We start from the raw sequence: 24,227 nt of genomic DNA, 5'->3' as shown, positions 1-24,227 counted from the left end.
GCGACACCATGACCGACGACATGTTCATCCAAACCATCGAGCCCACCACCCATGATCTGGGCGGGTTCAAGGTCCACCGTACCTTGCCCTCGCGCCCGCGGACGATGGTGGGGCCGTTCGTGTTCTTCGATCAGATGGGGCCGGCGCATCTGGCGACCGGCACGGGGATCGATGTGCGGCCGCACCCGCATATCAACCTCGCCACCGTCACCTATCTCTATGCGGGCGCGATCGACCATCGCGATTCGCTGGGCACCTTCGCGACGATCGAGCCGGGCGCGGTCAACCTGATGACCGCGGGGCACGGCATCGTCCATTCGGAGCGCTCGCCCGCCGGGGAGCGCGCCGGGGGGCCCGAACTGTCGGGCATCCAGACCTGGATCGCGCTGCCCGAACGCTTCGAGGAAATCGATCCCGCCTTCGAGCATGTCCCCGCCACCGATCTTCCCGTGATCGAGGCCGGCGGCGCCACCGCGCGGGTGATCATGGGCGATCTGTGGGGCGCCTCCGCCCCCACCACCACCTATGCCGGCACCATCTATGCCGATATCGCGCTGGCGCCCGGCGCGAGCATGCCCATCGACCCCGGCGCGGACGAGCGCGCGCTCTATGTCGCGGTGGGCGAGGCGAGCCTCGATGGGCTGCCGCTTGCCCCCACCACGCTCTATGTGCTGCGCCCCGGCATCGCCGCGACGCTGCGTTCGGAGACCGGCGGCCGGGTGATCCTGTGCGGCGGCGAGGCCTTCGCGACCCCGCGCCATGTCTGGTGGAATTTCGTCTCGTCGAGCCGCGACCGCATCGAGCAGGCCAAGGCCGATTGGAAGGCAGGGCTTTTCCCCAAGGTGCCCGGCGACGACAAGGAATTCATCCCGATCCCCGAAGTCCCGCTGACCGTGAGCTATCCCTGACGCGCGCTAGAGGGTGCGCGTTCCAAGCCACTTCACTTTTTCCGGATCGCGGTGATCGAAGAAGCTGCTCGCCTTCTGGTCGAGCGTCGAGATCGCGGCCATGTCCGCCTCGCCGAGCTCAAAATCGAAGATCGCGAAATTCTCCGCCATCCGCTCCTTGCGGACCGATTTGGGGATGGCAACGATGCCGCGCTGGAACAGCCAGCGCAGGACGATCTGGGCGACGGTCTTGCCATGCCTCCTGCCGATCGCCTCCAGCATGTCGTTGGTGAAGAGCCCGTTCCTGCCCTCCGCGAACGGCCCCCAGGCTTCGGCCTGGACCTTGTATTCGCCCAGGACGCCCAGCGCGTCGTGCTGCTGGTGGAAGGGATGGATCTCGATCTGGTTCACCGCCGGGGCGACCTTGTTGTGAAGGACGAAGTCCACCAGCCGGTCGGGATAGAAGTTGCTGACGCCGATCGCGCGAATGCGGCCGCCGCGGTGCAGTTCCTCCATCGCCCGCCATGCGCCGTAGACGTCGCCGTAAGGCTGGTGAATCAGATACAGGTCGAGATAGTCGAGCTGGAGCTTGTCGAGCGATCGTTCGAACGCGGCCTTGGCCTTCTCATAGCTTGCGTCCTGCACCCACAGCTTGGTCGTGACGAACAATTCGCGACGGTCGATGCCATGGGTCCTGATCGCTTCGCCGACAGCCGCTTCGTTGCCGTAGGAGGCGGCGGTGTCGAGGAGCCGGTACCCGGCATCGATTGCGTCGCGGACGCTGCGCTCGCACTCGGCCGGGTCGGGCACCTGGAAGACGCCGAAGCCGAGCATCGGCATTTCCACGCCATTGTTCAGGGTTACTGCGGGAATCTTGCCGGTCATCGCCGTCCTTCACTGTGCTCGATGAGTCTGCGAACTGCGCGTCAACGGTTGCGCCGCCCCGCACGATCCGCTCTTTCGTGCGCCGCCGCCCGGCTGTCGAGTATCCGTTCGCCGCGACATTCCAAATTCCGCGCCCAAGCCCTAAACCCGGTTGCAATCGGCAACCCGCCGCGGCCACAGGGCAAGGGGAGAAGAACAGATGACCGGCCTCCAGCGCATCCCCCTCTCCACCGGCGTCACGCTCGACGTCGCCATCGCGGGCGATCCCGCCAACCCCGCCTTGCTCTTCCTCCACGGCTTCCCCGAATCGCACCGCACCTGGCGCCACCAGATCGCCGAGTTCGCGCGCGACCATTATGTGATCGCGCCCGATCAGCGCGGCTTCGCGCGCTCGTCCAAGCCCGAGGGCGTGGGGAACTATTCCCCCGACAAACCCGTCGGCGACATGATCGCGCTCGCCGATCATCTCGGCCTCGGCAACTTCACCCTGATCGGCCATGACTGGGGCGGCGCGATCGCCTGGATGGGGGCGCTGCAGAATCCCGGCCGGGTCGCGCGGCTGATCATCCTCAACGCGCCGCACCCGCTCGTCTTCCAGCGCAGCATGTTCGACGGATCGGGCCAGCGCGAGGCGAGCCAGTATATCCGCGCCTTCCGCAATCCGGAGATCGACACCTTCATCGAACGGATTGGGATCGAAGGCTTTTTCGATACCACCTTCGTCCGCCACGCCGATCCCGCGCTGCTGGCGCCCGAAAAGGCGAACTATATCGACGAGTGGAGCCAGCCGGGCGCGATGACCGCGATGCTCAACTGGTACCGCGGCAGCAGCATCGTGGTGCCCGAAACCGGCGAGGAAACCGAAGCGCCCGCATGGGTGAACGGCCCCTTCCCGCCGGTGACGCAGCCCACGCTGGTGATCTGGGGCATGGGCGACAAGGCGCTGCTGCCGGTCCAGCTCGAGGGGCTCGACGCGCTCGTCCCCGATCTCACCGTGGTGAAGATCGAGGATGCCGGCCATTTCGTGCCGTGGGAGAAGCCCGACGCCGTCAACGCGGCGATGCGGGCTTGGCTTTCAGTCCGCGAAACCTAGTTGTTCCCCTGCGAGGGCAGGGGAACTGAAACGGTCAGACGGTCACGCGCGCCGCCGCGTCGAGGTATACGCCCTCCTCCCCCTCGCTCCGCCCGCCGGGCTGGACCCAGGCGGCGTGCGCATGCGCCGTCGCGACCACGTCCCATTCGCCATGCCCCGGCCAGCTCTTCACGCTGATCACCTGCTCGCCCAGCGCCCGGTCGGGCTCCATCGTCACCCAGGCGAGCGGGCGTTCGGCAGTGGCGCGTTCGCCCGCTTCGGCCATCGCGGCGCGGATGCGCTGCTGCGACTCGTCGGGCAGATATTGCCAGACGACCGAATGCATCAGCACCCGCGTCACCCCGGCCTCCTGCGGCTCGGCGAGGCGGGCCTCGACCCAGGGCGCGGCGTCCGACGCGACGAGATCGATGCCGCGCTCGCGGATCATCCCGATCGCGTTTTCGAGCCGCGCCAGCCGCTCGGGCTTTTCCGCCCAGACATAGGCCGCCAGCCGCGCCTCCACCGCGGGATCGGTGACGTCGAGCGGCTGGATGTCGCAGCCGCGCGCGGAGACGATCTCGATGGTCGGGATCGCAGGCGTATTGCCGCGCCATTCGGGCGCGATCTTCACCGGCGACTCCTCCGGCCCCAGCATCGCCCCGCCCAGATCGAAGCGGTAGCGGCCGATCAGCAGGTTGAGCCCGCCGCTCGATCCGATCTCGATGATCTCGATCCTGGGCCCGTGCCGCCGCGCGATTTCGAGCAGCCCGACGATCAGCGCGCCCGAACGGCCCGGCTCGTTGGTCTGGGGCGGCCCGACGAGCCAGGGCAGCAAAGCCGCGTCGTGGCGGACCAGCACCCGGTTGAGCGCCTCCGCCGAAACATTGCCCGCAAAGACCGAGGCCAGCTCGGTATCCGCCCCGGCTCGCACGAGCGCGTGCAGCCCGCCGATCAGCCGCAGCGGCAGCGCATCGCGCGTCGGCTCGCCGTCCCAGTCGAGCACCCGCGCGCCCGTCCGGCTCTCGCGGGTCAGCCCGTCGGCGATCGCGGCGCAGATGTCGGCATAGATCGGCGCGTCCATCTTGCGGCAGTAGAATTCCTGGATGCGAAACGCCCCGCGATTATTTTCCTCACTGGCCATACAGAATAACCTCCGCGCCGGTCTGTTGCGCCCGAGGCACCCCCCAAGTAAAGCCCCGCTCGCCATGCCGGAGCCGCTGATCCTCGCCGTGCCAAAGGGGCGCATTCTCGAAGAATGCCTGCCCGTGCTCGCGCATGTGGGAATCATCCCCGAACCGGCCTTCGCCGACGAGGGCAGCCGCGCGCTCCGCTTCAGGACCAACAGCCCCGCGATCGACCTGATCCGCGTCCGCGCGTTCGACGTCGCCACCTTCGTCGCGCATGGCGCCGCGCAGCTCGGCATCGTCGGATCCGACGTGCTCGCCGAGTTCGCCTATTCGGAGCTCTACGCCCCCGTCGATCTCGGCATCGGCCATTGCCGCCTGTCGGTCGCCGAGCCCGCCGACATGGCCGAGAAGGACGATCCGCGCGGCTGGAGCCATGTCCGCATCGCCACCAAATATCCGCACGTCACCCGCGCCCATTTCGAGCGGCGCGGGGTGCAGGCGGAGTGCATCAAGCTCAACGGCGCGATGGAGCTGGCGCCGGTGCTGGGGCTGGCGCCGCGGATCGTCGACCTCGTCTCCTCGGGCCGGACGCTCAAGGAAAATGGGCTGGTCGAGGTCGAGGTGATCGCCGAGGTCACCTCGCGCCTGATCGTCAACCGCGCGGCGTTCAAGACGCGCGCGGCCGAGGTCGTCCCGCTGGTCGACGCCTTCCGCAAGGCCGTCGCATGATCCGCCTTTCGACGACGGACGCGGATTTCGACGCCGCCTTCACCGCCTTGGTCAACGCCCGGCGCGAGGCCGATGACGATGTGGCGAAGAATGTCACCCACATCATCAAGCGCGTCCGCGACGAAGGCGACACCGCGATCCGCGAGCTGACCAAGCTTTTCGACAAGCACGACCTCGACGCGACCGGCTGGCGGATCGACCGCGCCGATTGCCTCGCGGCATGGGAAGGGCTCGAACCGCGCCTTCGCGACGCGCTCGAACTCGCCGCCGAACGCATCGCCGCCTATCATATCAAGCAGAAGCCCGAGGACAGCGACAGCATCGACGCCCAGGGCATCCGCCTCGGCGCGCGCTGGCGCCCGGTCGATGCGGCGGGAATTTATGTCCCCGGCGGCCGCGCGGCCTATCCCAGTTCGGTGCTCATGAACGCGCTCCCCGCCAGGGCCGCGGGGGTGGGCCGGCTGGTGATGGTCACGCCGACCCCCAATGGCGAAGTCAACCCGCTCGTCCTCGCCGCGGCGCATATCGCGGGGGTGGACGAGGTGTGGCGGATCGGCGGCGCGCAGGCGATCGCCGCGCTCGCCTATGGCACCGCGAGCATCGTGCCCGTCGATGTCGTCACCGGCCCCGGCAATGCCTGGGTCGCCGAAGCCAAGCGCCAGCTTTATGGCGTGGTGGGCATCGACATGGTCGCGGGGCCGAGCGAGATCGTCGTGGTGGCGGACGCGAACAACGACCCCGAATGGATCGCCGCCGACCTGCTCAGCCAGGCCGAGCACGACCCGACCAGCCAGTCGATCCTGTTCACCGACGATGCGGCCTTCGCGGACCGAGTGGCGGCGGTGGTCGACCGCCAGATCGGCGAACTCGCGACCGAAGCCACCGCCCGCGCCAGCTGGGACGCCAATGGCGCGATCATCGTCGTGGAGACGCTTGCCGAGGCACTTCCCCTCATCGACCGCCTCGCACCCGAGCATCTCGAGCTGGCCTGCGACGACGCCGAATCGCTGTTCGAGCGCGTCCACCATGCCGGCTCGGTGTTCCTCGGCCGCCATACCCCCGAGGCGATCGGCGACTATGTCGCGGGCCCCAACCACGTCCTCCCCACCGGCCGCCGCGCGCGTTTCGCCTCGGGCCTGTCGGTGCTCGACTATATGAAACGCACCTCGTTTCTCGGCATGGACGCCGCCGGCCTCGCCGCGATCGGCCCTGCCGCGGTCGCGCTCGCCGAGGCCGAGGGGCTGCCGGCGCATGCCAGGTCGGTCGCGATCCGTTTGAACACCTGACCCGGCGCCATCAAACTCAAATGCCGTCATGCTGAACGTGTTTCAGCATCCACCCCTCCACCGGCGACGTCTTCGCCCGCTTTGCCGTGGATCCTGAAACAAGTTCAGGATGACGGAACAGAAACGCCGGCGATGTACTCCGCGCCCGAACGGAGTAAGGGACACCGAATCATGCCCAGCCCCAAAGCCAAGACCCGTTCCAAGGCCCGCTCCGCCGCGCGGCTTGCCGCCGTGCAGGCGCTCTATCAGCGCGAGATGGAGGGGACGCCGATCCCGCAATTGCTCCACGAATTCCACCAGCACCGGCTGGGCGCGACGATCGAGGGTGTCGAATATACGCAAGCCGACGCCGATTTCTTCGACGATATCGTCAAGGGCGTCGATGCGCGCCGCGGCGAGATCGACCGGATCATCGCCTCGAAGCTATCGTCCGACTGGAGCATGGATCGGCTCGACAAGCCGATGCGCCAGATCTTGCGCGCGGGCACCTATGAGCTGCTCGCGCGCGCCGATATTCCCACGGGTGCCGCGATCAGCGAATATCTCGACGTCGCCGACGCCTTTTACGACCGCCGCGAAAAAGGCTTCGTCAACGGGCTGCTCGATGCGGTAGCGAAGGAAGTACGCGCCTGATTGGAAAGGGGAAAGGATGCGCTTGCTGATCACCGGACTGGCCGTCCTCACGCTCGCCGGATGCCAGGCCCCTCCCCCCGAACCCGCCGCCAACGACGCGCAGCCCAATGAGAGCGTGGTCGAGGACCAGCTCGAGAATGAGCAGGCGGATCAGGCGAAAGCGATCGAGAACGAAGCGGTCGGCGACAATGCCGATGTCGATAATGATTAGGGCCTGTACCCATAAGCCGCGTATGCCGGGACGGAGCGTATTTTGGCGCACAGGTAGGAGCAAGGAGAGAGCGATGGGTATCCATCGTGATCGACGCGCGACGCCGCTGTGCGCCAAAAGACGCCCGCCCCGAAGGGGTCGCCCGGAGAGGGGCGCTGGACTGCGTCAGGCCGCTTGCGCCTGGCACCGGCAGGCGACTGCGCGACCTTCCTTGCCAGCGCCCCTCTCCGGGCGATCACGGCACACGCGGCTTATGGGTACAGGCCCTAAGTGAACGAGGCGGCTCCTTTCTTATTCCTCCCCCGCTCGCAGAGCGGGGGAGGTGGCGCCCGCCGAAGGCGGGTGACGGAGGGGGCTCACCGTCACCGGCACGCCCCAAGGCAAATGGTGAAACCCCCTCCACCACCGCTTCGCGGCGGTCCCCCTCCCCCGCAGGTGCCCTGCGAGGGAGGAATATCATGAACGAGGCCGAATTCATCGCGGCGCTCCGCGCGCTCCCGCTCCATCTGGGCGCGCGGGGCCTGCTCGACGATGCGGCGGTGCTGCCGTTCGGGGACGAATGCCTGATCCTCACGCATGACATGATCGCGGAGGATGTGCATTTCCGCGGGGGCGACGACCGCGCCGATGTCGCGTGGAAGCTGGTCGCGGTGAACCTCTCCGATCTCGCCGCCAAGGGGGCCGAGCCGGTGGGGGTGCTGATCGGGGCGAGCCTGGCGCGATCGGCCAAGGCCTTCGTGACCGGGCTGCATGTCGCGCTTTCGCATTTCGATACCCCGCTGCTCGGCGGGGACACGATCGCGCCGCTCGACGGGGCGGGCGAGGTTTTCTCGTGCACCGCGCTCGGCCGCGCCACCCATGTGCCGGTGCCGTCGCGGTCCGGCGCGGAGCCGGGCGACGCGCTGTGGGTGACCGGTACGATCGGCGATGCGGGCGCGGGGCTCGCGATCGCGCGGGGGGCCGAGGGGCCGGCCATCCTGCTCGAACGCTATCTGCGCCCCACCCCGCGCCTTGCCGAGGGCCGCGCGCTCGCGCCTCATGTCCATGCGATGATGGACGTGTCCGACGGACTGCTGATCGATGCCTCGCGGATGGCGCAGGCGAGCGGGCTGGCGGTGGAGATCGACCTCGCTTTGGTTCCGCTCTCGCCGCATCTGAGCGATCCGCTCGCGGCCGCGACCGCCGGCGACGATTACGAACTGCTCTTCGCCGCACCCGCGGATTTCGAGCCGCCGGTGCCCGCGACGCGGATCGGCGGCTTCATGCCCGGCAGCGGGCTCAGCCTCACCGACAAGGGCCTACCGGTGCCGCTTCCGGCCCGGCTCGGCTATCTCCACGCACGATAGTCGCGGTTTCGCCGCAGCTTGCGCTCAGCGGTCGCGTCTTTATAGGGTCCCCCTTGATCGGGAATCCGCCTGTCCTGGCGTGAGGCCCGCAATAAGGTTCAGGGGAAGGACTTCAACCAGATGGAAATCGTCTACATCGCCCTTGCGTGCGGCGTGATCGCCGTACTCTATGGCATCTTCACCTCGATGCAGGTGCTCAAGGCACCCGCCGGCAACGAAAAGATGCAGGACATCGCCGCCGCCATCCAGGAAGGCGCGATGGCCTATCTCGCCCGGCAATACCGCACCATCGCCATTGTCGGCGCGATCGTCGCGGTCATCCTGTTCTTCACGCTCGGGACCGCGTCGACGATCTGCTTCCTGATCGGCGCCGTGCTTTCGGGCGTCGCCGGTTTCGTCGGCATGCACATTTCGGTGCGCGCAAATGTCCGCACCGCGGAGGCCGCACGCACCTCGCTGCAGGGCGGCCTGACGCTCGCCTTCCGCTCGGGCGCGATCACCGGCATGCTCGTCGCGGGCCTCGGCCTGCTCTCGATCGCCGGCATCTTCTGGTATCTGCTCTCGGTCAGCGGGCTCGATCTCGCCGATGAGGAAGGCCGCCGGCAGATCATCGCCGCGCTCACCGCGCTCGCCTTCGGCGCCTCGCTGATCTCGATCTTCGCGCGTCTGGGCGGCGGCATCTTCACCAAGGCCGCCGATGTCGGCGCCGATCTGGTCGGCAAGGTCGAAGCCGGCATCCCCGAGGACGATCCCCGCAACCCCGCCGTGATCGCCGACAATGTCGGCGACAATGTCGGCGACTGCGCGGGCATGGCCGCCGATCTGTTCGAGACCTATGTCGTCACGCTCGGCCTCACCATGGTCTCGATCGCGCTGCTGCTCAACGGCGTGGGCGGCGAGATGCTGCTCAAGCTGATGTCGCTCCCGCTGATCGTCGGCGGCGTGTGCATCATCACCTCGATCATCGGCACCTATATGGTCCGTCTCGGCTCCAGCCAGTCGATCATGGGGGCGCTCTACAAGGGCTTCTGGACCACCGCGATCCTCTCGGTCCCGGCCATCTATGTCGCCACCAGCTACGTGCTCACCGGCCAGTTCTTCGGCGATCTCGGTGCGGTGAAGATCGGCGAGATCGCGACCGACGCCGAGTTCGTCGCGGGTACCGCCGACGCGCTCACCGCCGGCTATACCGCCATGAGCCTGTTCTACTGCATGCTGATCGGCCTCGCGGTGACCGGCCTGCTGGTGTGGATCACCGAATATTACACCGGCACCAACTATCGCCCGGTCAGGTCGATCGCCAAGGCTTCGGAGACCGGCCATGGCACCAACGTCATCCAGGGCCTCGCGATCAGCCTCGAATCGACCGCGCTGCCGACCCTCGTGATCGTCGTCGCGGTGATCGCGACCTATCAGCTCGCCGGGATCATCGGCGTGGCGTTCGCCGCCACCTCGCTGCTCGCGCTCGCGGGCATGGTGGTGGCGCTCGACGCCTATGGCCCGGTCACCGACAATGCCGGCGGCATTGCCGAAATGGCCGGCCTTGACGACGAGGTCCGCCACCGCACCGACGCGCTCGACGCGGTCGGCAACACCACCAAGGCGGTGACCAAGGGCTATGCGATCGGCTCGGCCGCGCTCGCCGCGCTGGTGCTGTTCGGCGCCTACACCACCGATCTCGAGCACTATCAGACCCAGCTCGGGCTGACCGGCCCGGTCAACTTCTCGCTCAGCAATCCGTACATCATCGTCGGGCTGCTGCTGGGCGCGCTGCTGCCCTATCTGTTCGGCGCGTTCGGCATGACCGCGGTGGGCCGTGCGGCGGGTTCGGTCGTCGAGGACGTCCGCACCCAGTTCAAGGAGAATCCGGGCATCATGGCGGGCACCAGCCGCCCCAACTATGCCCGTACCGTGGACATCGTCACCAAGGCGGCGATCAAGGAGATGATCATACCCTCGCTGCTCCCGGTCGTCAGCCCGGTCGCAGTCTATTTCCTGATCGCCGCCGTCGCCGGCAAATCGGAAGGCTTCGCGGCGCTCGGCGCGATGCTGCTCGGCGTGATCGTCTCCGGCCTGTTCGTCGCCATCTCGATGACCTCGGGCGGCGGCGCGTGGGACAATGCCAAGAAATATATCGAGGACGGCAATTACGGCGGCAAGGGCAGCGAAGCCCATAAGGCCGCCGTGACCGGCGATACGGTGGGCGATCCCTACAAGGACACCGCGGGCCCGGCCGTGAACCCGATGATCAAGATCACCAATATCGTGGCGCTGCTGCTGCTCGCCGCGCTGGCGGCGCAAGCCGTGGGCTGATCCCCGAGTCGGTCTTGGGCGACGCAAGCGCCGCCGTTCCGCACCCGCGGGACGGCGGCGTTTTCGTTTCTTGATCGAATCGAATTGAGGAAATCCATGTAAAAGGGCCAGGCTACCGAAATAGCCTGGCCCGCGACCCGCAGGGTTTTCCCGCTGGGGATTTGGAGTCTTATTAAAGAATCATCCAAAATGGCGGAAGAGGGAAAAATACCCAAAATGGGGCAATCCACGCCTTCACCCAAGATACGGAAAACAGGGTAGTTTCGGATCGGGACAGCAAAAGCTGCAGCAAATGTTGGTTCCGCTTGATCAATAGCAACACTATCGCCTATTCTTGGCCACGGGATCGCAACAGGGGAACTGCGCACGTGCCCCGTTTGGAAGACGTCCACGCCTTCATCGAACAGGCGCGCGCCAGTGCGACGGCCGATGACCTGCGTCGCCTGATGGAGGCGGTGACGGTGGAAATGGGCTTCGAGACCTATTCGCTGTTCCAACACGTCCGCGACTGGGACTGGCAAAAGGCCCAGGCGCTGGCGATCTCCAACTATCCGATGGGCTGGCTCGAGGTTTTCTTCGCCGAGAATTTCAACCGCTTCGATCCGGTGATCCGCGCCGCCCGCCGCACCGCGCTCGGCTTTCAGTGGAGCGAGATTCCCCGGATGGTGCCGCTCACGCGCGCGCAGCTGCGCGTGCTCGAATGCGGCCGGCGCGAGGGCATCGCCGACGGCTTCACCGTCCCCGCCAACATCCCGGGCGAAGCCACCGGCTCGTGCAATTTCGCGGTGGGGCCGAACACGCCGCTTCCCATCCACAATCTGCCCATGGCGCATATGGTGGGCAGCTTCGCCTATGAGGCCGCGCGCCAGCTATGGCTGCGCCAGATCGGCATCGTCCGCCGCGCCGAGCCGGTCAAGCTCAGCCCGCGCCAGCGCGACTGCCTGGTGCTGGTCGCCCAGGGCAAGACCGATTGGGAGATCGCCACCGTGCTCGGGCTCAAGGAGAGCACGGTCAATGGCTATATCGACGAAGCCAAGGTATCGCTCGGCGTCACGCGGCGCTCGCAGATGGTAACCCGCGCGCTGTTCGACGGGCATCTTTGCCTCGCGGAAACGATGCAATAGGCTTTCGACCAACGCGCGCCGATGAAAGGGTGCCGCGAGCGCCGCCACACCCTTTTTCGCGCTGCTAAAACCCGAAAACATCCCGATTTTCCCAAAATCCCCCCTGTAATGGCGGGGTGCCAGGACTCGCCCCCGCGCGCATGGTGAAACCCGACCCAGCAAGAGGGAGGGACGCATGCTCCACGCGGTGCAAGGCCTTGATCATCCAGCCCATGAGCGGCTGATCGCGTCGATGTTCGCGGACCGCAAGCGCGTGTTCGTCGATCTGCTCAAATGGGATGTGCCGCACGACGCGGTTTCGGAGCGCGACGAGTTCGACGGCGCCCAGGCCGAATATCTGATCTTCGCGCAAGGCGACGATCATATCGCCTCGCTGCGCCTGCTGCGCACCGATCGGCCGCACCTGCTGGGCGCGGTCTTCTCCGATCTGGTCGAGGGCGACGTGCCCTCGGGCGAGGATATCCGCGAGATTTCGCGCTTCTGCATTTCGCCCCGCCACCGCGGCGAGATCCGCCTCCGGGCGCGGCGGCTGCTCGCGACCGCGCTCACCGAATATGCGCTGGTGAGCGGGCTCACCGCCTATACCGCGGTCGCGCATGTCAGCCGGATGAGCAATCTCTTCGCGACCGGCTGGCGGGTGAAGCCGCTCGGCCTGCCCGATCTCGGCGCCCAGCATCCCGCCGGCGCGCTGATGATCGAGATCGACACCGCCACCCCGCAGCTGCTGCGCCGTTCGGGCCGCTACGAGCACGAGACGCTGCACTTCGCCAACCCGATTCCGATCGCCGCATAACTCCGGTCGCCAAGGAGAGAAGAACGATGCTCGCATTCCCCAAACTCCAGCCCGAGGCGCCCAGCGCCGACGTGGCTGCGGCCTGCGCCGAGATGGCGAGGGAGGGCTATGTCATCCTGCGCGGCGTGGCCGATCGCGCGGTGATCGAGGCGCTCGATGCCGATTTCGCCGCGCCCTTCGCCGAGACGCCCTTCAGCCAGGGCGCCTTTTTCGGATCGCACACCAAGCGCTTCGGCCGGGCGCTGATCCGCTCGCAGCACAGCGCCACGCTGATCCAGAACCCCACCGTGCTCGGCATCGCCGAACAGATATTGGGGCCGCATGGCAACGGCATCCAGCTCAACCTGACCCAGGGCATCGCCGTCCATCCCGGCGCGCCGGCGCAGCTGCCGCACCGCGACGAGGATATGTGGCCGGGCCCCAAGGGCCAGATCGAATATATGGTCAACGTCATCTGGCCGTTCACGCGCTTCACGACGCAGACCGGCGCGACCCGGATCTGGCGCGGCAGCCATCTCGGCGACCGCGAGGCCTGGGTGCCCAACGAACGGTGCATCTCGGCCGAGATGGAGCCCGGCGACTGCGTCGTCTGGCTGGGCGCGACGCTGCACGGCCAGGGCGAGAATTCGAGCGACGAGATCCGCCGCGGCATGGCGGTCGCCTACTCCCAGGCCTGGCTCAAGCAGTATGAGAACCAGTATCTGGCCTATCCGCCCGAGATCGCGCGCACCTTCTCGAAGGAACTCGCCGAGCTGGTCGGTTACCGCCAGCTCCCGCCCAATCTCAATAATTTCGAAGCACGCTCGCCGATGACGCTGCTCGAAGACGGGGACGCAAACGCCACCGGCGCGGTCGACGCGCTTGTCGAATTCCAGGAGGTAGCTAGCCGCTATTATGCAGAACATGGCCACACACGCACCCGCTAAGCTGCGCCGCGTGCGCCGCGCCGGCCTTCAGGCCCCCTCGACCGCGCTCGAGATCGTCCGCAGCTTCCTCGCGGCGCCCGCCGCGGAGAATGACCCGCAGATGGTGTCCTCGACCCCGCTCGATCTCGGCAGCTTCGCGCGGCACCTCTATGACGAGCGGCGGATTCGCGACGGGGCGCTGGGCGCCGAGCTGTTCGCCGATCCGATGTGGGATCTGATGCTCGAACTCTATGCCTCGGCCGCGGACGGCGAGAAGGTGAGCGTCAGCCGCGCCTGCGCGGCTTCGCGCGCGCCCTCGTCGAGCGCGCTGCGCTACATCAAGGAGATGACTGCCAAGGGGCTGGTGGTGCGCGACGAATGCCGGAGCGATGCGCGCCGCGTCTATGTGCGGCTGTCGGACAAGGCCCGCAACGCCATGACCGACCTGCTCAACCGAATGATGCGGGATCGTCTGATGTTTGGTCTAGCCGGTCGATAGCCATGCAGACCAGGGCCGCGGGGTGATGCAGCTCCAGCCGGTCGAGATCGCGCACGCATTCGTGCAGCCGTGCCTTGAGGGCCTTCAGCGGTTCGCCGCCGGAGGCCCCGGTGCGCGCCTTGGTGTCTTCCTTCATTGCACGGCCTTTTCGGGAACGGGTATTTCAATGCGGTAACAGGATGCCGTCTTTCCCACGTCTTCGCCAACGAAACAATTTAGGCGTTTTCCGGATCGTTCCGGCAAGAGACAGTTAGCGATATTCCGGCCGCGAACCCGGGCTTGGCCATAGCCTGCGGCCCCACCTTCCCTTTTGCGTGATTGCGGAGTAAGGCACCGCGACTTTTTGCGAGCCTATGGGGTGTTTTTTGGCGAAAGAAGAGCTGCTTGAAATGCGCGGACAGGTTGTGGAGCTCCTCCCCAACGCCATGTTCCGCGTCCGGCTGGAGAATGATCACGAGATCCTCGGCCATACCGCCGGCAAGATGCGCAAGAACCGCATCCGCGTGCTGGTCGGCGACGAAGTGCTCGTCGAGCTGACGCCCTACGACCTGACCAAGGGCCGTATCACCTACCGCTTCAAATAAGGCGCGGGCCATCAGGCTCGTCCTCGCCTCCACCTCACCCCGCCGGCGCGACCTTCTCGCGCGGATCGGCGTCGTCCCTGCGCGAATCGACGCGCCGGACATCGACGAAGACCCGCTGCGGGGCGAACTCCCGCGCCCCTATGTGCTGCGCATCGCCACCGGCAAGGCGCATGCCGTGCCCCGCGCCGCGGACGAGATCGTGCTTGCGGGCGACACCACCATCGCGGTCGGCCGCCGCATCCTGGGCAAGCCCGAGGACGAGGCCGATCTGCGCCGGATGCTCGCGCTGCTGTCGGGGCGGCGACATCATTGCCTCTCTGCGGTCTGCCTGATCGGGCTGGACGGCAAGGCGCGAACGCGGCTCTCGGATACGGTCGTGACCTTCAAGCGGCTGACGCCCCAGGAAATCGACGCCTATGTCGCCAGCGGCGAGGGCATGGGCAAGGCCGGCGGCTATGCCATCCAGGGGCGCGCCGAAGGGTTCGTGCGCTTCCTTGCGGGCAGTCATTCGGGCGTGGTGGGGCTGCCGGTGTTCGAGACCCGGGCGATGCTGATGTCCGCAGGCTATCCGTTTGGCTGAGTGGCGCTACGAGGCCGGCATCGGCGAGGCCCGCGCGGCGCTTGTCGAAGACGGCGTCATCCTGAAGGCGCGGATCGAGCTTGAGGGGCTGCGCGTCGGCACCGTTGCCGAGGGCCGCCTCCGCGCGGACAAGCGCGTCGAACTGGGCGACGGCGATGTGCTGCTCGGCATGGTCCCAAGCGGGGTGAGCGAAGGCGCGCGGCTAAGCGTCGAGATCGTCCGCGAGGCGATCCCCGAGCCGGGCCGCACCAAGCTGCCCAAGGCCGTCGCCACCGACAAGCCGCTTGCGCAGGGCCCCGGCCTGCACGCCCGAATCACCGCGACCGGCCTGCCGGTCCGCATCGTCCGCGCGCATGAAGCCGACGCGCTCGAAGCCGCGGGCTGGTCCGAAACGCTGGAGGAGGCGGTGACCGGCGAAATCGCCTTCGCCGGCGGCATGCTGCTGATGTCGGTCACTCCCGCCATGACCCTGTTCGATGTCGATGGCGGCGGCACCCCCGAGGCGCTGGCGCTCGCCGCCGCGCCCGCGGTTGCCGCGGCAATCCTCCGCCACGGGATCGGCGGGTCGATCGGGGTGGACTTCCCGACCCTCGCCAATCGCGACGCGCGGCTCAAGGTCGCCGAGGCGATCGACGCCGCGCTGCCCCAGCCGTTCGAGCGGACCGCGGTCAATGGCTTCGGCTTCCTCCAGATCGTCCGCCGCCGTGCGCGCGCCTCGCTCCCCGAGCTGCTCCGCGCCGATCCGGCGGGGGCGGAAGCACGCGCTGCACTGAGGCGGATCGAGCGCCTTCCCCCGCCGCTCCCGGCTTCCCATATGCTGAGCGGACGGGTGCTCCGCGCGATCGCGGCGCATCCCGAATGGACCGAGGAGCTGGCGCGCCGGATGGGCGGGCCGGTGACGCTGAAGGAGCAGGCGAGGTGAACAAGCGAGCCGATTGTCCGGTGTGCGGCAAACCGACCGATCCGGCGCACAAGCCGTTTTGCGGCCGCGGCTGCAAGGATCGCGACTTGCTGCAATGGCTGGGCGAGGGCTATCGCGTCCCCGGCGAAAGCGTCGATCCCGAGGCGCAAAGCGGGCTGGACAGCGCCGGGGACCGCGACTAAGAGCCCCCTTCCGGCGCTCGCCGGAGCCATCCTCACCGGCCTTGCCGGTAGGGCCCGGGTAGCTCAGTTGGTAGAGCATGCGACTGAAAATCGCAGTGTCGGCGGTTCGACTCCGTCCCCGGGCACCATTCTTTTCAATCACTTAGTGAAATACGCACCCAGCGACTGAAACTGCTGGTGTAATTCCTGTGTAATCAGGGCTGAATTTTGCCGATTCTGGCGGGACCGGGTTAGCTCCGATATCGGGCAATGAGCTTCTTCCAATCATAGTCACTGGGGTCGGGCAGCTTAGGTCCCGTCGGCGTGTCGTGCGTCTTGTCGATCTGCGGCCTGATCTTCACGCGCCGGTTACAGCGGCAGAGCGAGCAATAGAAGCGCTTGCGCGCGCTCGGGATGTCGTCGGGCCAACGCTTGCGGTCGAAGAGATACCACATGCCTGCGCCGCTCATTACGCGCACATGTTTGCAGTCTGGGCAGGTCAGCCGGACGTGCCATTTGCGCAGGGCCAGGTCTGTGATGGTGCGCAGGGGCGGCCACTCGTCGGCAAGATTGTCGCCGCGCCTGTCCATCAGAACAGCGTCGGCTGCTCCACATGCCCGGCCAAAAACAGGGGCCGTGCCGTCTGCGCCGCCTCGACCGCGCGGCGGTAATGCTCAGTCCCGTATTTCTCGGCGTCCTCGAATTCCACCGGGGTCCATTCCTCGCTGGGATAGACGGCGTCGTATATGGCGCGCGCGGCGGCGCGCAGGCAGGGGTCATGCTGCATGTCAGTTTGTCCGTGATGCGACTCGAAGGACAGGATTGATAAATCCAACACGGTGTCCGCCACAAGATATTTGTTCTCTTTTCGTTCGCAAGGTACAAGCCGCCCATTACCCGAGTCGCACAGGTCGCAAATCGATGTCCCGGCTTCACTGTTTCATGGCTTCGCCCCGAGAACTCGCGCTGCCCTTCGCCGCTAACTGGCCGCAGGACATAGTAGTGCCAGAGCAGACCGTTGAAGGGCTCAAGGGCGCGGTCATTCTCAACACTGAACGCGGGCGATCATTGCGCGTCATGCGCTGGGGCTTCCCCCGGCCCGTGCGATCCAGAGATGACGGCCCGGACAAGATCGGCCTCGTTGCGGACCTGACCAATCCTATGTGGAGTGAGATGGTGGTCGAGCCGCGCTATCGCTGCATCATCCCCATCACGCATTTTGCGAACCCGGACGGGCCGTCCGGCGCGAAGACGCGGACATGGTTTTCTGTGAAGGGTCAGCCCGTCATGGCGTGGGCCGGATTCTGCCGGAACATGCCTGATCTCGGCCCGGTCTATGCTGGAATGACGATGGACGCGAACAGCGCCGTCATGCCGACCAATGACCGCATGCCCGTGCTGCTCGAACCCCAGGAGGTCGAACGTTGGTTCATGGGCTCGATCGAGGATGTGATTGAGTTTCAATTCCGTGCGCCGTTCGCGGCCAGCCGCATGATCATTGATGAAACCATTGACCGCTGGCGTGGCGAAGGTCTGCCGACCAACGCCCGCCAACAGGCCCTGCTCTAGGACCGGAACGACCGGAAATGGGTGGATTGCGGAAAGGCGGCCTTCAGATCAGAACCGTCGCTTGTGAAGCGATTGCAGGGTGACTTGCGACGGGGCCCAGGATACCTTCCCGATCATGAAGGCGAGAGGGCCATATGCCATATAAGTGCGGAAATTGCGGGATGGTCAACAGCAGTGCAAATTACAGCTGTAGCCGCGTTAACGCTTGCGGTTTCAAGACAGGTCGATTTAAATATCAAGTTGATGACTCAGAAGCTTACACGAAGAAGGACGAGGAGATTGCCAATGGTGCGATCACCGGCATCGTACTCTTCATCAGTTTCCTTGTTGCCTTATGTTTTAAGGGCTGGGTACAGGCGCCAATAATGTTTATCCCGCCGATTCTCGTTGCGATAATCCTTGCGAAACGATCGCGGTTTTGAGCTGAGATTGTTCACGTCCCTTAGCCAAGTGACGGCGGACGATGCCTAACGAACCGTCCGCTTCCGAGTAAGGCGATGGCTGTTTAGACGGCTGTTATCGGGTCGTTTCCGGTCGGGTTGCTTTTGGTGCGGCGCGATCGGCGAGCGAACGACCAAGATTGGGTGGGAAGCGGACGAAACCACGCCGCGTTACTGGGGACCCCAACCCCATGCGAACGAGCCGTGCTCGCCACTGCGGATTTCATCCGACAGCAACCGTGCAAAAGCATTGCCAATCTCGATCACACCCAGCTTTGCAGTAAGTTGCAATGGCGCGAGGCTCAGCGGCGACATATCCTCGCATCGCAGTGTATCGGGAAAGGCCTCGAAGTAGTCACCCTTATGGGCGAGCAGCCGCTCGACTGTCCGGATCACGAAGCTGCGGAGAACGCTCGCTCTCTCACTGTTTGGGACGTGCTCTTCCAGACCGGTATAGACGCAGCCCGCGCCTTGAGCGCCGTCATTCCATTCGGCTCGCAGGGTCTTGAGCCATTGCGGAGCATCTTCCGTTTCGTCAATCATTTGCCCCAGCGCCGCGAGCCAAATTTCCAACGGTCCATCCTTGACCCAGAATCCATAGGTTATTCCCAACCATGGAGACTGTTGGTCCTCTGGGATTTCCTGCCCTCGCCCAACCCACGAGCTTCCCACTACGTCTCTCCGGCGGATGCATGCGTCTCCGACTTGTGGGTATCGCTTCGCTGAAACGACCGCAACTGGGTCGGTAGCGGCCCGACCGCATTTGGCGCGATGCGATCAGGCGCGAGCGTCCGCAATTGGGTGGATAGGCGACAGGTCGCTTCCGGGAACAAGCGGGCTGAAAGCGGCCGTTGGTAACCGAACTGGCCTGTTAGAACGCAGCTTTTGAACTGGCAGGTGCCGACCTGACTTCCGCTCACGGACCCATTTCCGGCTGCCCAATTTGTGGCTCGGTGCCCGCGAACAGCCGACGGACATTCGCTAGATGACGCACCACGACGTAGGCCGCACCGATTATCGTCATCATTGAGAAGGCGATCGGCTGGTGAAGCGCCAGCATGAGCACGACCGCAACTATCGCAGCCACAATTGAGCTCAGCGAGACTATCCGCGACACCGCTAGAACGACGAGAAAGCAGATCGCTGTCCCTAGCCCGACTTGCCACGATACTGCCAGCAGCACGCCCAATCCGGTCGCTGCCGATTTCCCGCCGCTGAACCCGATGAAAATCGACCGGCTATGGCCCAGGATGGCCAGCAGCGCTGCGCCAAGGATGGCCCAAGGCAACCAGATGCTGATGTCGATGATCGCCGGCTTGGTGGCGGTTACCGCCGGTAGCGAGAGAAGGGAGCGAGCAAGGACGACAGAAGCAATGCCCTTGAGCAGATCGATCGACAGTGTAGCCAAGGCAGGCGCTGCTCCGAGCGTTCGCAGGACGTTCGTAGCGCCAATCGACTTGGAGCCGTGCTCCCGTATGTCGATCCCGTGGAGCTTACCCATCCAGTACCCCGTCGGGATCGAGCCAATCAAATATGCGATCACGCCGGCCAAGACGTTGCAGGCGATCCAAGCTGCCATCCGTAGTCCCCTTCTCGGCAATTGGCCTAGCACCAGGTCGGCTTTGAGTAGCAACATTCCAACCTCCGGACGACCGGCTCTGGGTCGAAAGCCGAACGACCGCTCTTTTCGCTGCGGCTCGTCCGGGCGATCTAGGGCTGGGCGGCGATCCGCGCTACGATACCCTGATGTGCAACCTCTACACGACCCGCAAAAGCCGCGAGGAAGTGGCGGCTTTTTTCCGCGCGAAGGATGACAGCTTCGGATCGAACGCGCCGGAAGAAGTCTATCCCGGCACGCCGGGCATGGTGGTGCGCGAGGCCGAAGGCGAGCGCATCCTTCAATCGATGGTCTGGGGCTTCCCGCTACGGCTCAAGACAATGAGTCCCACGGCCAAACCCAAGCCTGTCAACAACATCGCGGACCTGAACAAGGGCATGTGGATCGGTCTTGCCCGCAAGCCGGAATGGCGCTGCCTGATCCCGCTGACTCACTTCGCCGAGGCGGAAGGCGAAAAGGGCAGCAAGACCCGCACTTGGTTCAACGTGAAGGATCAGCCGATTTTCGCGTGGGCGGGCCTGTGGCGCGACAGCGCCGAATGGGGCCCGGTCTATTCAGGCGTGATGACCGATTGCAACGAGGCGATCCGCCCTGTGCATGACCGCATGCCCGTCCTGCTCCACCCGCACGAATACGATCAGTGGCTGCGTGGCAGCTTTGATGACATTATCGGGTTTCAGTCGCGCTGCTTCCCTGACGAGCTGATCGAAATGACCCGCACGAACGAGCCTTGGGTAAAGCGCCGCACCCCTGAGCAGCCTGCCCTTCTCTAGGGCTACTCCCGCCCGCCCGGCTTAGGCAGCAATTTCACCAATCCCCAAGCCAATGCGGCCTTCCAGCTTGTCCATCGCCGCATCGATATGTGCGCCGTTGGCGTGGGCGTAGCGCCCGACCATCGCGAGCGTCTTGTGGCCGCTAATCTTCTGCACGGTCGGCAGGTCAACGCCCGCCTGGACTAGGTGCGTGATCGCGGTGTGCCGGAAGGTGTGGCGAACGACCACATCGGGATCGAGCCCAGCCGCCTTCACAACGCGCCGATGCGCCTTGCGGATCGTGGCCAGCCGCCCGCTTTTGCTTGCGATCGAGGGGAAGAGCCATTCGGAGCCTTTGGGCAGCGCCTCAATATGGGCAGCGAGGAAGGTTGCCAGCTCGGTTGTGATCGGCTGGTCGCGTGCGCCCGCCTTGGCGTCCGGAATGAAGATGCGCTTGCGCTGCACGTCCACATGCTCGCGGGTCATGCTCAGGATTTCACTCATGCGCATCGACGTGGAGAGAGCTATCACCGTGAAGGGATAGATGTGCGGGCTCAGGTCGTGCCGCGCCTCTTCGATTACCCGCTGGCATTGCTCAGGGGTCAGATAGACGATCCGGCCCTTGTCCTCTTTGAAGCGCTCGATCTTTGGGCGATGCATGGTCCAGCCCCACTCGTTCGCCTTGCCGTACAGGTGCGACACGACCGCGAGTTCGCGGTTGATCGTCGCCTCGGCGGCACCGGCCGCAATGCGATGCTTCCGGTAGCGAGCGATATCGAAGCTGGAGACTTTGTTGAGTGGCGACGATCCAAAGAATGGGTTCAGGTGGATCGCTAACTGGCGTTCCTTCCGGTCTATGCACCTACCACCGGACTCGCGCAGCTTCGTGATGTAACGCGCGCCCGCATCCGCGAAGGACAGCGCGACTTTGCGCCCCTTAGGCAGCGCCAGCCGATCCTCGCGCGCGGCGGTGCGCGTCGTTTCGATGAATATCTCTGCCTGCGTCCGCGTGGTGCCGTCGCTTTCGCGCCCGATGACGCGGTGGATGCGCTGGCGATCGACCATGATGTTGATCGAATAGACGCCGTCGCCATTGCCCAGACGCTCGAACGTGATGCCCTGCTCGCTGATCTTGTGACCGGGCTTGAGCGCCTTAACATTGGCGCGGGTCAGCTTTTGGAACGTCGCCACGGGTCAACTCCTAGAAGGGGACGTCATCGCTGAGGTCGTCACCAAAGCCGCCGGAGCCGAAGCCCGGCCTGACGCGCTGCCATGTTGGAAGATCGTCCTTTGAACGCTGGCCCAAGGCGACACCCTTGAGCACATCCCAATGTTCGCGGAGTCGATCGGGGATCAGACTCGTCGGCAGCGTGTGCCATTTCCACGTGCCGTCTTTCGCATCGTAATGCCCGCGCCAAAGCGCTCCGTTCGACGTCACGAGTTTCCAGATCAATTGTTCGTCGTGGGTCATCAAATACCGCGCGCCAAACGCCAGCGCCGCGACACGATCCGCCTCGTCAACGTCCCACAAATCCCCGCTGAGGGAATCGATGTTGCGGAGGCCGTTGAAATCCTCTGTTCCCGGCACTTCCACGCTCTTGAGCGCATTTTCGATCGCCCATTCGATAAAGCTGCTCTTGGTGCGGCGCTGGGCGCGTGCCGCCAACTCGCAGAGATAGTTAAGCTTAGGGTCGAGCCGAACAGTTACGGTTTCCGACCGAGACAGCTTGCCACCGCCTTTTTGGCGAGCGCCGGTGATCGGGTCTTGGTCCGCCGATGCAATGATGGCCATGCGCGCATATCCCCGTGCCGTCAGTTCTATCGCGTTCTGTCTAAGCCACTTTGTGTTGTAATGCAATACAGGTGCTGATTAAGGGTTTGCCTCTTGAACAAAGAGGGTACTGCCATGCTGTCCGTTGAAGTCCGCACGTTCCCCGATGGGCGCATGGATCGGCCCAATGCCGCGCTTTACACCGGCTTCGCGGTCAAGACGCTGGCCATGCACGCGAGCCACGGGACCGGTCCCAAATTCCAGAAGATTGGCGGCCGCGTCTTCTACCGGCGTGAAGACCTTGACGCGTGGCTGAGCAGCTTCCCGGTGGTGTCCTCGACTGCTCAGGCGAACTCCCCCAAGAACGGCTAGGCGAGTGGCAGCGAAGCGCCTTAACTCGCGGCTTATCAAGCTGCATCACAGCTACGCGATCGAGGAAATCAGCCGGGCGCTGGGAGTCCACAAGAACACCGTTCGCGGATGGCGCACGCGGGGTCTGTTGCCGATCGACAGCTCCCGCCCGATCCTGTTTCAAGGTCGCGTCCTGCGCGAGTTTCTCGAACGCGAACGCAACGCCGCCAAGCGCCCCTGCCCTCCCGGTCATTTCTATTGCTTGCGGTGCCGCACGCCCCGGCCGCCCGCGTTCGGCATGGTGGATTACTCCGCCAGAAACGCGACCAGCGGCAATCTGAGCGCGCTTTGCGGCACCTGTGGCACCCTCATGCACCGACGCGCTTCGCTGGCCTCGCTCCCGGCGATTATGCCCGGAATCGACGTTCAGGTGACGCAGGCTCCGTCACGCATAGGTGAGTGCGCAGAAGCCCCCTCAAACTGTGACAAAGGCAGGAGCCGGTAGCCATGGCGAAACACTGTGCCGCGAACGAGCGGGTCAAGCGCCAATATTTCGAGTATCTGCGGGAGGCCCAGCGCCGCAACACTGCCTCTGTCGATCAGGCGGCGGCCGCGCTGAGCGGGTTCGAGGAATCGACCGGGCACAAGGATTTTAAGACATTCCATCGTGCCCAGGCCATCGCGTTCAAGAACCGGCTCAACAAGCAGGTATCGGCGCGCACCGGCCAGCCGCTGAGCCGCGCGACGGTTCATTCGACCCTGAGCGCGCTACGGTCTTTCTTCATCTGGCTGGCCGACAAGCCGGGATACAAATCGCGCTTCGGCTATTCGGAGGCTGATTTCTTCAACCTGCCCGAAAAGGATGTCCGCATTGCCCACGCGCGCCGCGAACGCCCAGCGCCGACACTTGAACAAATGCAACATGTCATTTCCGTCATGCCCGCCTCGACCGACTTGGAAATGCGCGACCGGGCTCTGGTTGCTTTCGCGCTTCTGACTGGTGCTCGCGATGGCGCGCTGGTTTCGCTGAAACTCAAGCATGTCGATCTCGCGGCCGGGCGCTTGGATCAGGACGCCCGCGATGTGAATACGAAATTCTCCAAGACCTTCTCCACTTGGTTCCTCCCCGTGGGCGGCAACGCGCTGGCGATCGTGACAGAGTGGATCAAGTATCTGCGTGTCACCTTGCTTTGGGGCGACAGCGATCCGCTGTTCCCGGCCACAAAGATCGGATTGGGACCGGAAGGCGGGTTCACCGCGATCGGACTGGAACGAGCAAATTGGAGCACATCCGAGCCGGTGCGTCGCATTTTCAGATCGGCATTTGAGGCGGCCGGGCTACCCTATTTCAATCCCCACACGGTGCGGACAACCCTCGCTCGGCTGGGGCAGCAGCTCTGCCGGACGCCCGAGGAATACAAGGCGTGGTCACAGAATCTCGGCCATGACGACGTGCTCACCACCTTCACAAGCTACGGAAGCGTACCCGGTTATCGCCAGGCGGAGTTGATCCGATCAATTAGCGCGGAGACGCCGGGTGTCTCTCTCGACGAACGCATCCGGCGGCTGGAACAACTCGTGCCAGCGCAGGCGGGACGGCCCCATTCGCTAGGCTGATCGCGTGTTCATCCGCCGCAATCGGATTGATCGCCCTTCGAGCGCTCCCTAG

Annotated in this window: 30 protein-coding genes and 1 tRNA gene; 22 read left to right on the top strand and 9 right to left on the bottom strand. The window is 65.2% G+C overall.

The features are described 5' to 3' along the window. Nucleotides 1-8 precede the first annotated feature (8 nt). The gene (locus OF829_RS12925; protein ID WP_264940481.1) at nt 9-908 is read left to right on the top strand and encodes a pirin family protein; all 900 of its coding nucleotides are present in this window, start codon (nt 9-11) and stop codon (nt 906-908) included. 6 nt (nt 909-914) lie between these two features. On the opposite strand, the gene OF829_RS12920 is transcribed toward OF829_RS12925, so the two are convergent. Continuing rightward, nucleotides 915-1,772 carry an aldo/keto reductase gene (locus OF829_RS12920; protein WP_264940480.1) on the bottom strand — a complete coding sequence of 286 codons (858 nt, stop codon included), beginning with the start codon at nt 1,770-1,772 and terminating at the stop codon, nt 915-917. 199 nt (nt 1,773-1,971) lie between these two features. Between OF829_RS12920 and OF829_RS12915 the strand changes: the two genes are divergently transcribed. After that, a complete protein-coding gene (locus OF829_RS12915; RefSeq protein ID WP_264940479.1) occupies nt 1,972-2,865 on the top strand; it encodes an alpha/beta fold hydrolase in 894 nt (297 codons plus the stop codon). 34 nt (nt 2,866-2,899) lie between these two features. On the opposite strand, the gene OF829_RS12910 is transcribed toward OF829_RS12915, so the two are convergent. Further along, a complete protein-coding gene (locus tag OF829_RS12910) occupies nt 2,900-3,985 on the bottom strand; it encodes a DUF2332 domain-containing protein (protein ID WP_264940478.1) in 1,086 nt (361 codons plus the stop codon). A 64-nt stretch (nt 3,986-4,049) separates the two neighbouring features. Here OF829_RS12910 and hisG point away from each other — a divergent pair, with 64 nt between their 5' ends. The 10 genes from hisG (at nt 4,050) to OF829_RS12860 (ending at nt 13,810) form a co-directional block, all read left to right on the top strand. Next, nucleotides 4,050-4,700 carry an ATP phosphoribosyltransferase gene (hisG, locus tag OF829_RS12905; RefSeq protein ID WP_264940477.1) on the top strand — a complete coding sequence of 217 codons (651 nt, stop codon included), beginning with the start codon at nt 4,050-4,052 and terminating at the stop codon, nt 4,698-4,700. Next, on the top strand, nt 4,697-5,986 hold the full coding sequence (hisD, locus tag OF829_RS12900) for a histidinol dehydrogenase (protein ID WP_264940476.1): 1,290 nt from the start codon (nt 4,697-4,699) through the stop codon (nt 5,984-5,986). Before hisG ends, hisD begins: the two co-directional genes overlap by 4 nt. A gap of 171 nt (nt 5,987-6,157) precedes the next feature. Further along, on the top strand, nt 6,158-6,619 hold the full coding sequence (gene nusB / locus OF829_RS12895) for a transcription antitermination factor NusB (RefSeq protein ID WP_264940475.1): 462 nt from the start codon (nt 6,158-6,160) through the stop codon (nt 6,617-6,619). 16 nt (nt 6,620-6,635) lie between these two features. Continuing rightward, a complete protein-coding gene (locus OF829_RS12890) occupies nt 6,636-6,830 on the top strand; it encodes a hypothetical protein (RefSeq protein WP_264940474.1) in 195 nt (64 codons plus the stop codon). 458 nt (nt 6,831-7,288) lie between these two features. Continuing rightward, nucleotides 7,289-8,176: a thiamine-phosphate kinase gene (gene thiL / locus OF829_RS12885; protein WP_264940473.1), complete on the top strand. Its 888-nt coding sequence runs from the start codon at nt 7,289-7,291 to the stop codon at nt 8,174-8,176. 120 nt (nt 8,177-8,296) lie between these two features. Beyond that, a complete protein-coding gene (locus tag OF829_RS12880; RefSeq protein WP_264940472.1) occupies nt 8,297-10,489 on the top strand; it encodes a sodium-translocating pyrophosphatase in 2,193 nt (730 codons plus the stop codon). Nucleotides 10,490-10,857: 368 nt separating this feature from the next. Beyond that, the gene (locus tag OF829_RS12875) at nt 10,858-11,613 is read left to right on the top strand and encodes a LuxR family transcriptional regulator (RefSeq protein WP_264940471.1); all 756 of its coding nucleotides are present in this window, start codon (nt 10,858-10,860) and stop codon (nt 11,611-11,613) included. A 175-nt stretch (nt 11,614-11,788) separates the two neighbouring features. Further along, nucleotides 11,789-12,406 (top strand): acyl-homoserine-lactone synthase, encoded by a 618-nt coding sequence (locus OF829_RS12870; RefSeq protein WP_264940470.1) that lies wholly within the window; start codon nt 11,789-11,791, stop codon nt 12,404-12,406. 26 nt (nt 12,407-12,432) lie between these two features. Further along, complete coding sequence (locus tag OF829_RS12865; protein ID WP_264940469.1) at nt 12,433-13,332, top strand: phytanoyl-CoA dioxygenase family protein; 900 nt, start codon at nt 12,433-12,435, stop codon at nt 13,330-13,332. Continuing rightward, a complete protein-coding gene (locus tag OF829_RS12860; protein WP_264940468.1) occupies nt 13,310-13,810 on the top strand; it encodes a helix-turn-helix domain-containing protein in 501 nt (166 codons plus the stop codon). The genes OF829_RS12865 and OF829_RS12860 overlap by 23 nt, the downstream gene beginning before the upstream one ends. Here the strand turns inward: OF829_RS12860 and OF829_RS12855 are convergent. Then, nucleotides 13,761-13,946 (bottom strand): hypothetical protein, encoded by a 186-nt coding sequence (locus OF829_RS12855; RefSeq protein ID WP_264940467.1) that lies wholly within the window; start codon nt 13,944-13,946, stop codon nt 13,761-13,763. The genes OF829_RS12860 and OF829_RS12855 overlap by 50 nt on opposite strands. Before the next feature lie 229 nt (nt 13,947-14,175). Between OF829_RS12855 and infA the strand changes: the two genes are divergently transcribed. The 5 genes from infA to OF829_RS12830 all read left to right on the top strand — a co-directional run bounded on the left by infA (nt 14,176) and on the right by OF829_RS12830 (nt 16,206). Beyond that, on the top strand, nt 14,176-14,394 hold the full coding sequence (gene infA / locus OF829_RS12850) for a translation initiation factor IF-1 (protein WP_003049127.1): 219 nt from the start codon (nt 14,176-14,178) through the stop codon (nt 14,392-14,394). Between the two features lie 10 nt (nt 14,395-14,404). After that, entirely contained in the window at nt 14,405-14,974 is a 570-nt protein-coding gene (locus OF829_RS12845; protein WP_264940534.1) for a Maf family protein, read from the top strand. After that, on the top strand, nt 14,967-15,896 hold the full coding sequence (locus OF829_RS12840; RefSeq protein WP_264940461.1) for a ribonuclease E/G: 930 nt from the start codon (nt 14,967-14,969) through the stop codon (nt 15,894-15,896). The genes OF829_RS12845 and OF829_RS12840 overlap by 8 nt, the downstream gene beginning before the upstream one ends. After that, nucleotides 15,893-16,078, top strand: a complete 186-nt coding sequence (locus OF829_RS12835) for a DNA gyrase inhibitor YacG (protein WP_264940460.1) — start codon at nt 15,893-15,895, stop codon at nt 16,076-16,078. The genes OF829_RS12840 and OF829_RS12835 overlap by 4 nt, the downstream gene beginning before the upstream one ends. Before the next feature lie 52 nt (nt 16,079-16,130). Next, nucleotides 16,131-16,206 (top strand) — tRNA-Phe (locus OF829_RS12830). 102 nt (nt 16,207-16,308) lie between these two features. Here the strand turns inward: OF829_RS12830 and OF829_RS12825 are convergent. Beyond that, complete coding sequence (locus OF829_RS12825) at nt 16,309-16,647, bottom strand: hypothetical protein (protein ID WP_264940459.1); 339 nt, start codon at nt 16,645-16,647, stop codon at nt 16,309-16,311. After that, on the bottom strand, nt 16,647-16,907 hold the full coding sequence (locus OF829_RS12820; RefSeq protein ID WP_319951553.1) for a hypothetical protein: 261 nt from the start codon (nt 16,905-16,907) through the stop codon (nt 16,647-16,649). The genes OF829_RS12825 and OF829_RS12820 overlap by 1 nt, the downstream gene beginning before the upstream one ends. A gap of 92 nt (nt 16,908-16,999) precedes the next feature. Here OF829_RS12820 and OF829_RS12815 point away from each other — a divergent pair, with 92 nt between their 5' ends. After that, nucleotides 17,000-17,626, top strand: coding sequence for an SOS response-associated peptidase family protein (locus tag OF829_RS12815; protein WP_264940458.1), 627 nt, complete (start codon nt 17,000-17,002; stop codon nt 17,624-17,626). A 611-nt stretch (nt 17,627-18,237) separates the two neighbouring features. Here the strand turns inward: OF829_RS12815 and OF829_RS12810 are convergent. Continuing rightward, nucleotides 18,238-18,639, bottom strand: coding sequence for a hypothetical protein (locus OF829_RS12810; RefSeq protein WP_264940457.1), 402 nt, complete (start codon nt 18,637-18,639; stop codon nt 18,238-18,240). 343 nt (nt 18,640-18,982) lie between these two features. Then, a complete protein-coding gene (gene plsY, locus OF829_RS12805) occupies nt 18,983-19,645 on the bottom strand; it encodes a glycerol-3-phosphate 1-O-acyltransferase PlsY (protein ID WP_264940456.1) in 663 nt (220 codons plus the stop codon). Nucleotides 19,646-19,812: 167 nt separating this feature from the next. On the opposite strand from plsY, the gene OF829_RS12800 reads away from it, so the two are divergent. Beyond that, a complete protein-coding gene (locus tag OF829_RS12800) occupies nt 19,813-20,457 on the top strand; it encodes an SOS response-associated peptidase (RefSeq protein ID WP_264940455.1) in 645 nt (214 codons plus the stop codon). 21 nt (nt 20,458-20,478) lie between these two features. Here the strand turns inward: OF829_RS12800 and OF829_RS12795 are convergent, their stop codons facing one another. Further along, nucleotides 20,479-21,627, bottom strand: a complete 1,149-nt coding sequence (locus tag OF829_RS12795; RefSeq protein WP_264940454.1) for a tyrosine-type recombinase/integrase — start codon at nt 21,625-21,627, stop codon at nt 20,479-20,481. A gap of 10 nt (nt 21,628-21,637) precedes the next feature. After that, nucleotides 21,638-22,228: a hypothetical protein gene (locus OF829_RS12790; RefSeq protein WP_264940453.1), complete on the bottom strand. Its 591-nt coding sequence runs from the start codon at nt 22,226-22,228 to the stop codon at nt 21,638-21,640. 153 nt (nt 22,229-22,381) lie between these two features. Here OF829_RS12790 and OF829_RS12785 point away from each other — a divergent pair, with 153 nt between their 5' ends. The 3 genes from OF829_RS12785 to OF829_RS12775 are packed head-to-tail and all read left to right on the top strand — an operon-like array spanning nt 22,382 to nt 24,175. Further along, nucleotides 22,382-22,579 (top strand): helix-turn-helix transcriptional regulator, encoded by a 198-nt coding sequence (locus tag OF829_RS12785; protein WP_264940452.1) that lies wholly within the window; start codon nt 22,382-22,384, stop codon nt 22,577-22,579. A 4-nt stretch (nt 22,580-22,583) separates the two neighbouring features. Beyond that, nucleotides 22,584-23,063, top strand: a complete 480-nt coding sequence (locus OF829_RS12780; protein WP_264940450.1) for a helix-turn-helix domain-containing protein — start codon at nt 22,584-22,586, stop codon at nt 23,061-23,063. A 2-nt stretch (nt 23,064-23,065) separates the two neighbouring features. Then, nucleotides 23,066-24,175, top strand: a complete 1,110-nt coding sequence (locus tag OF829_RS12775; RefSeq protein ID WP_264940449.1) for a tyrosine-type recombinase/integrase — start codon at nt 23,066-23,068, stop codon at nt 24,173-24,175. Nucleotides 24,176-24,227 lie beyond the last annotated feature (52 nt).

This window comes from Sphingomonas caeni (genome assembly GCF_026013415.1).
Taxonomy (GTDB): Bacteria; Pseudomonadota; Alphaproteobacteria; order Sphingomonadales; family Sphingomonadaceae; genus Sphingomonas; species Sphingomonas caeni.
The sequence above is the reverse complement of the archived record's forward strand: the minus strand, read 5'-3'. Positions and strand labels throughout refer to the sequence as shown.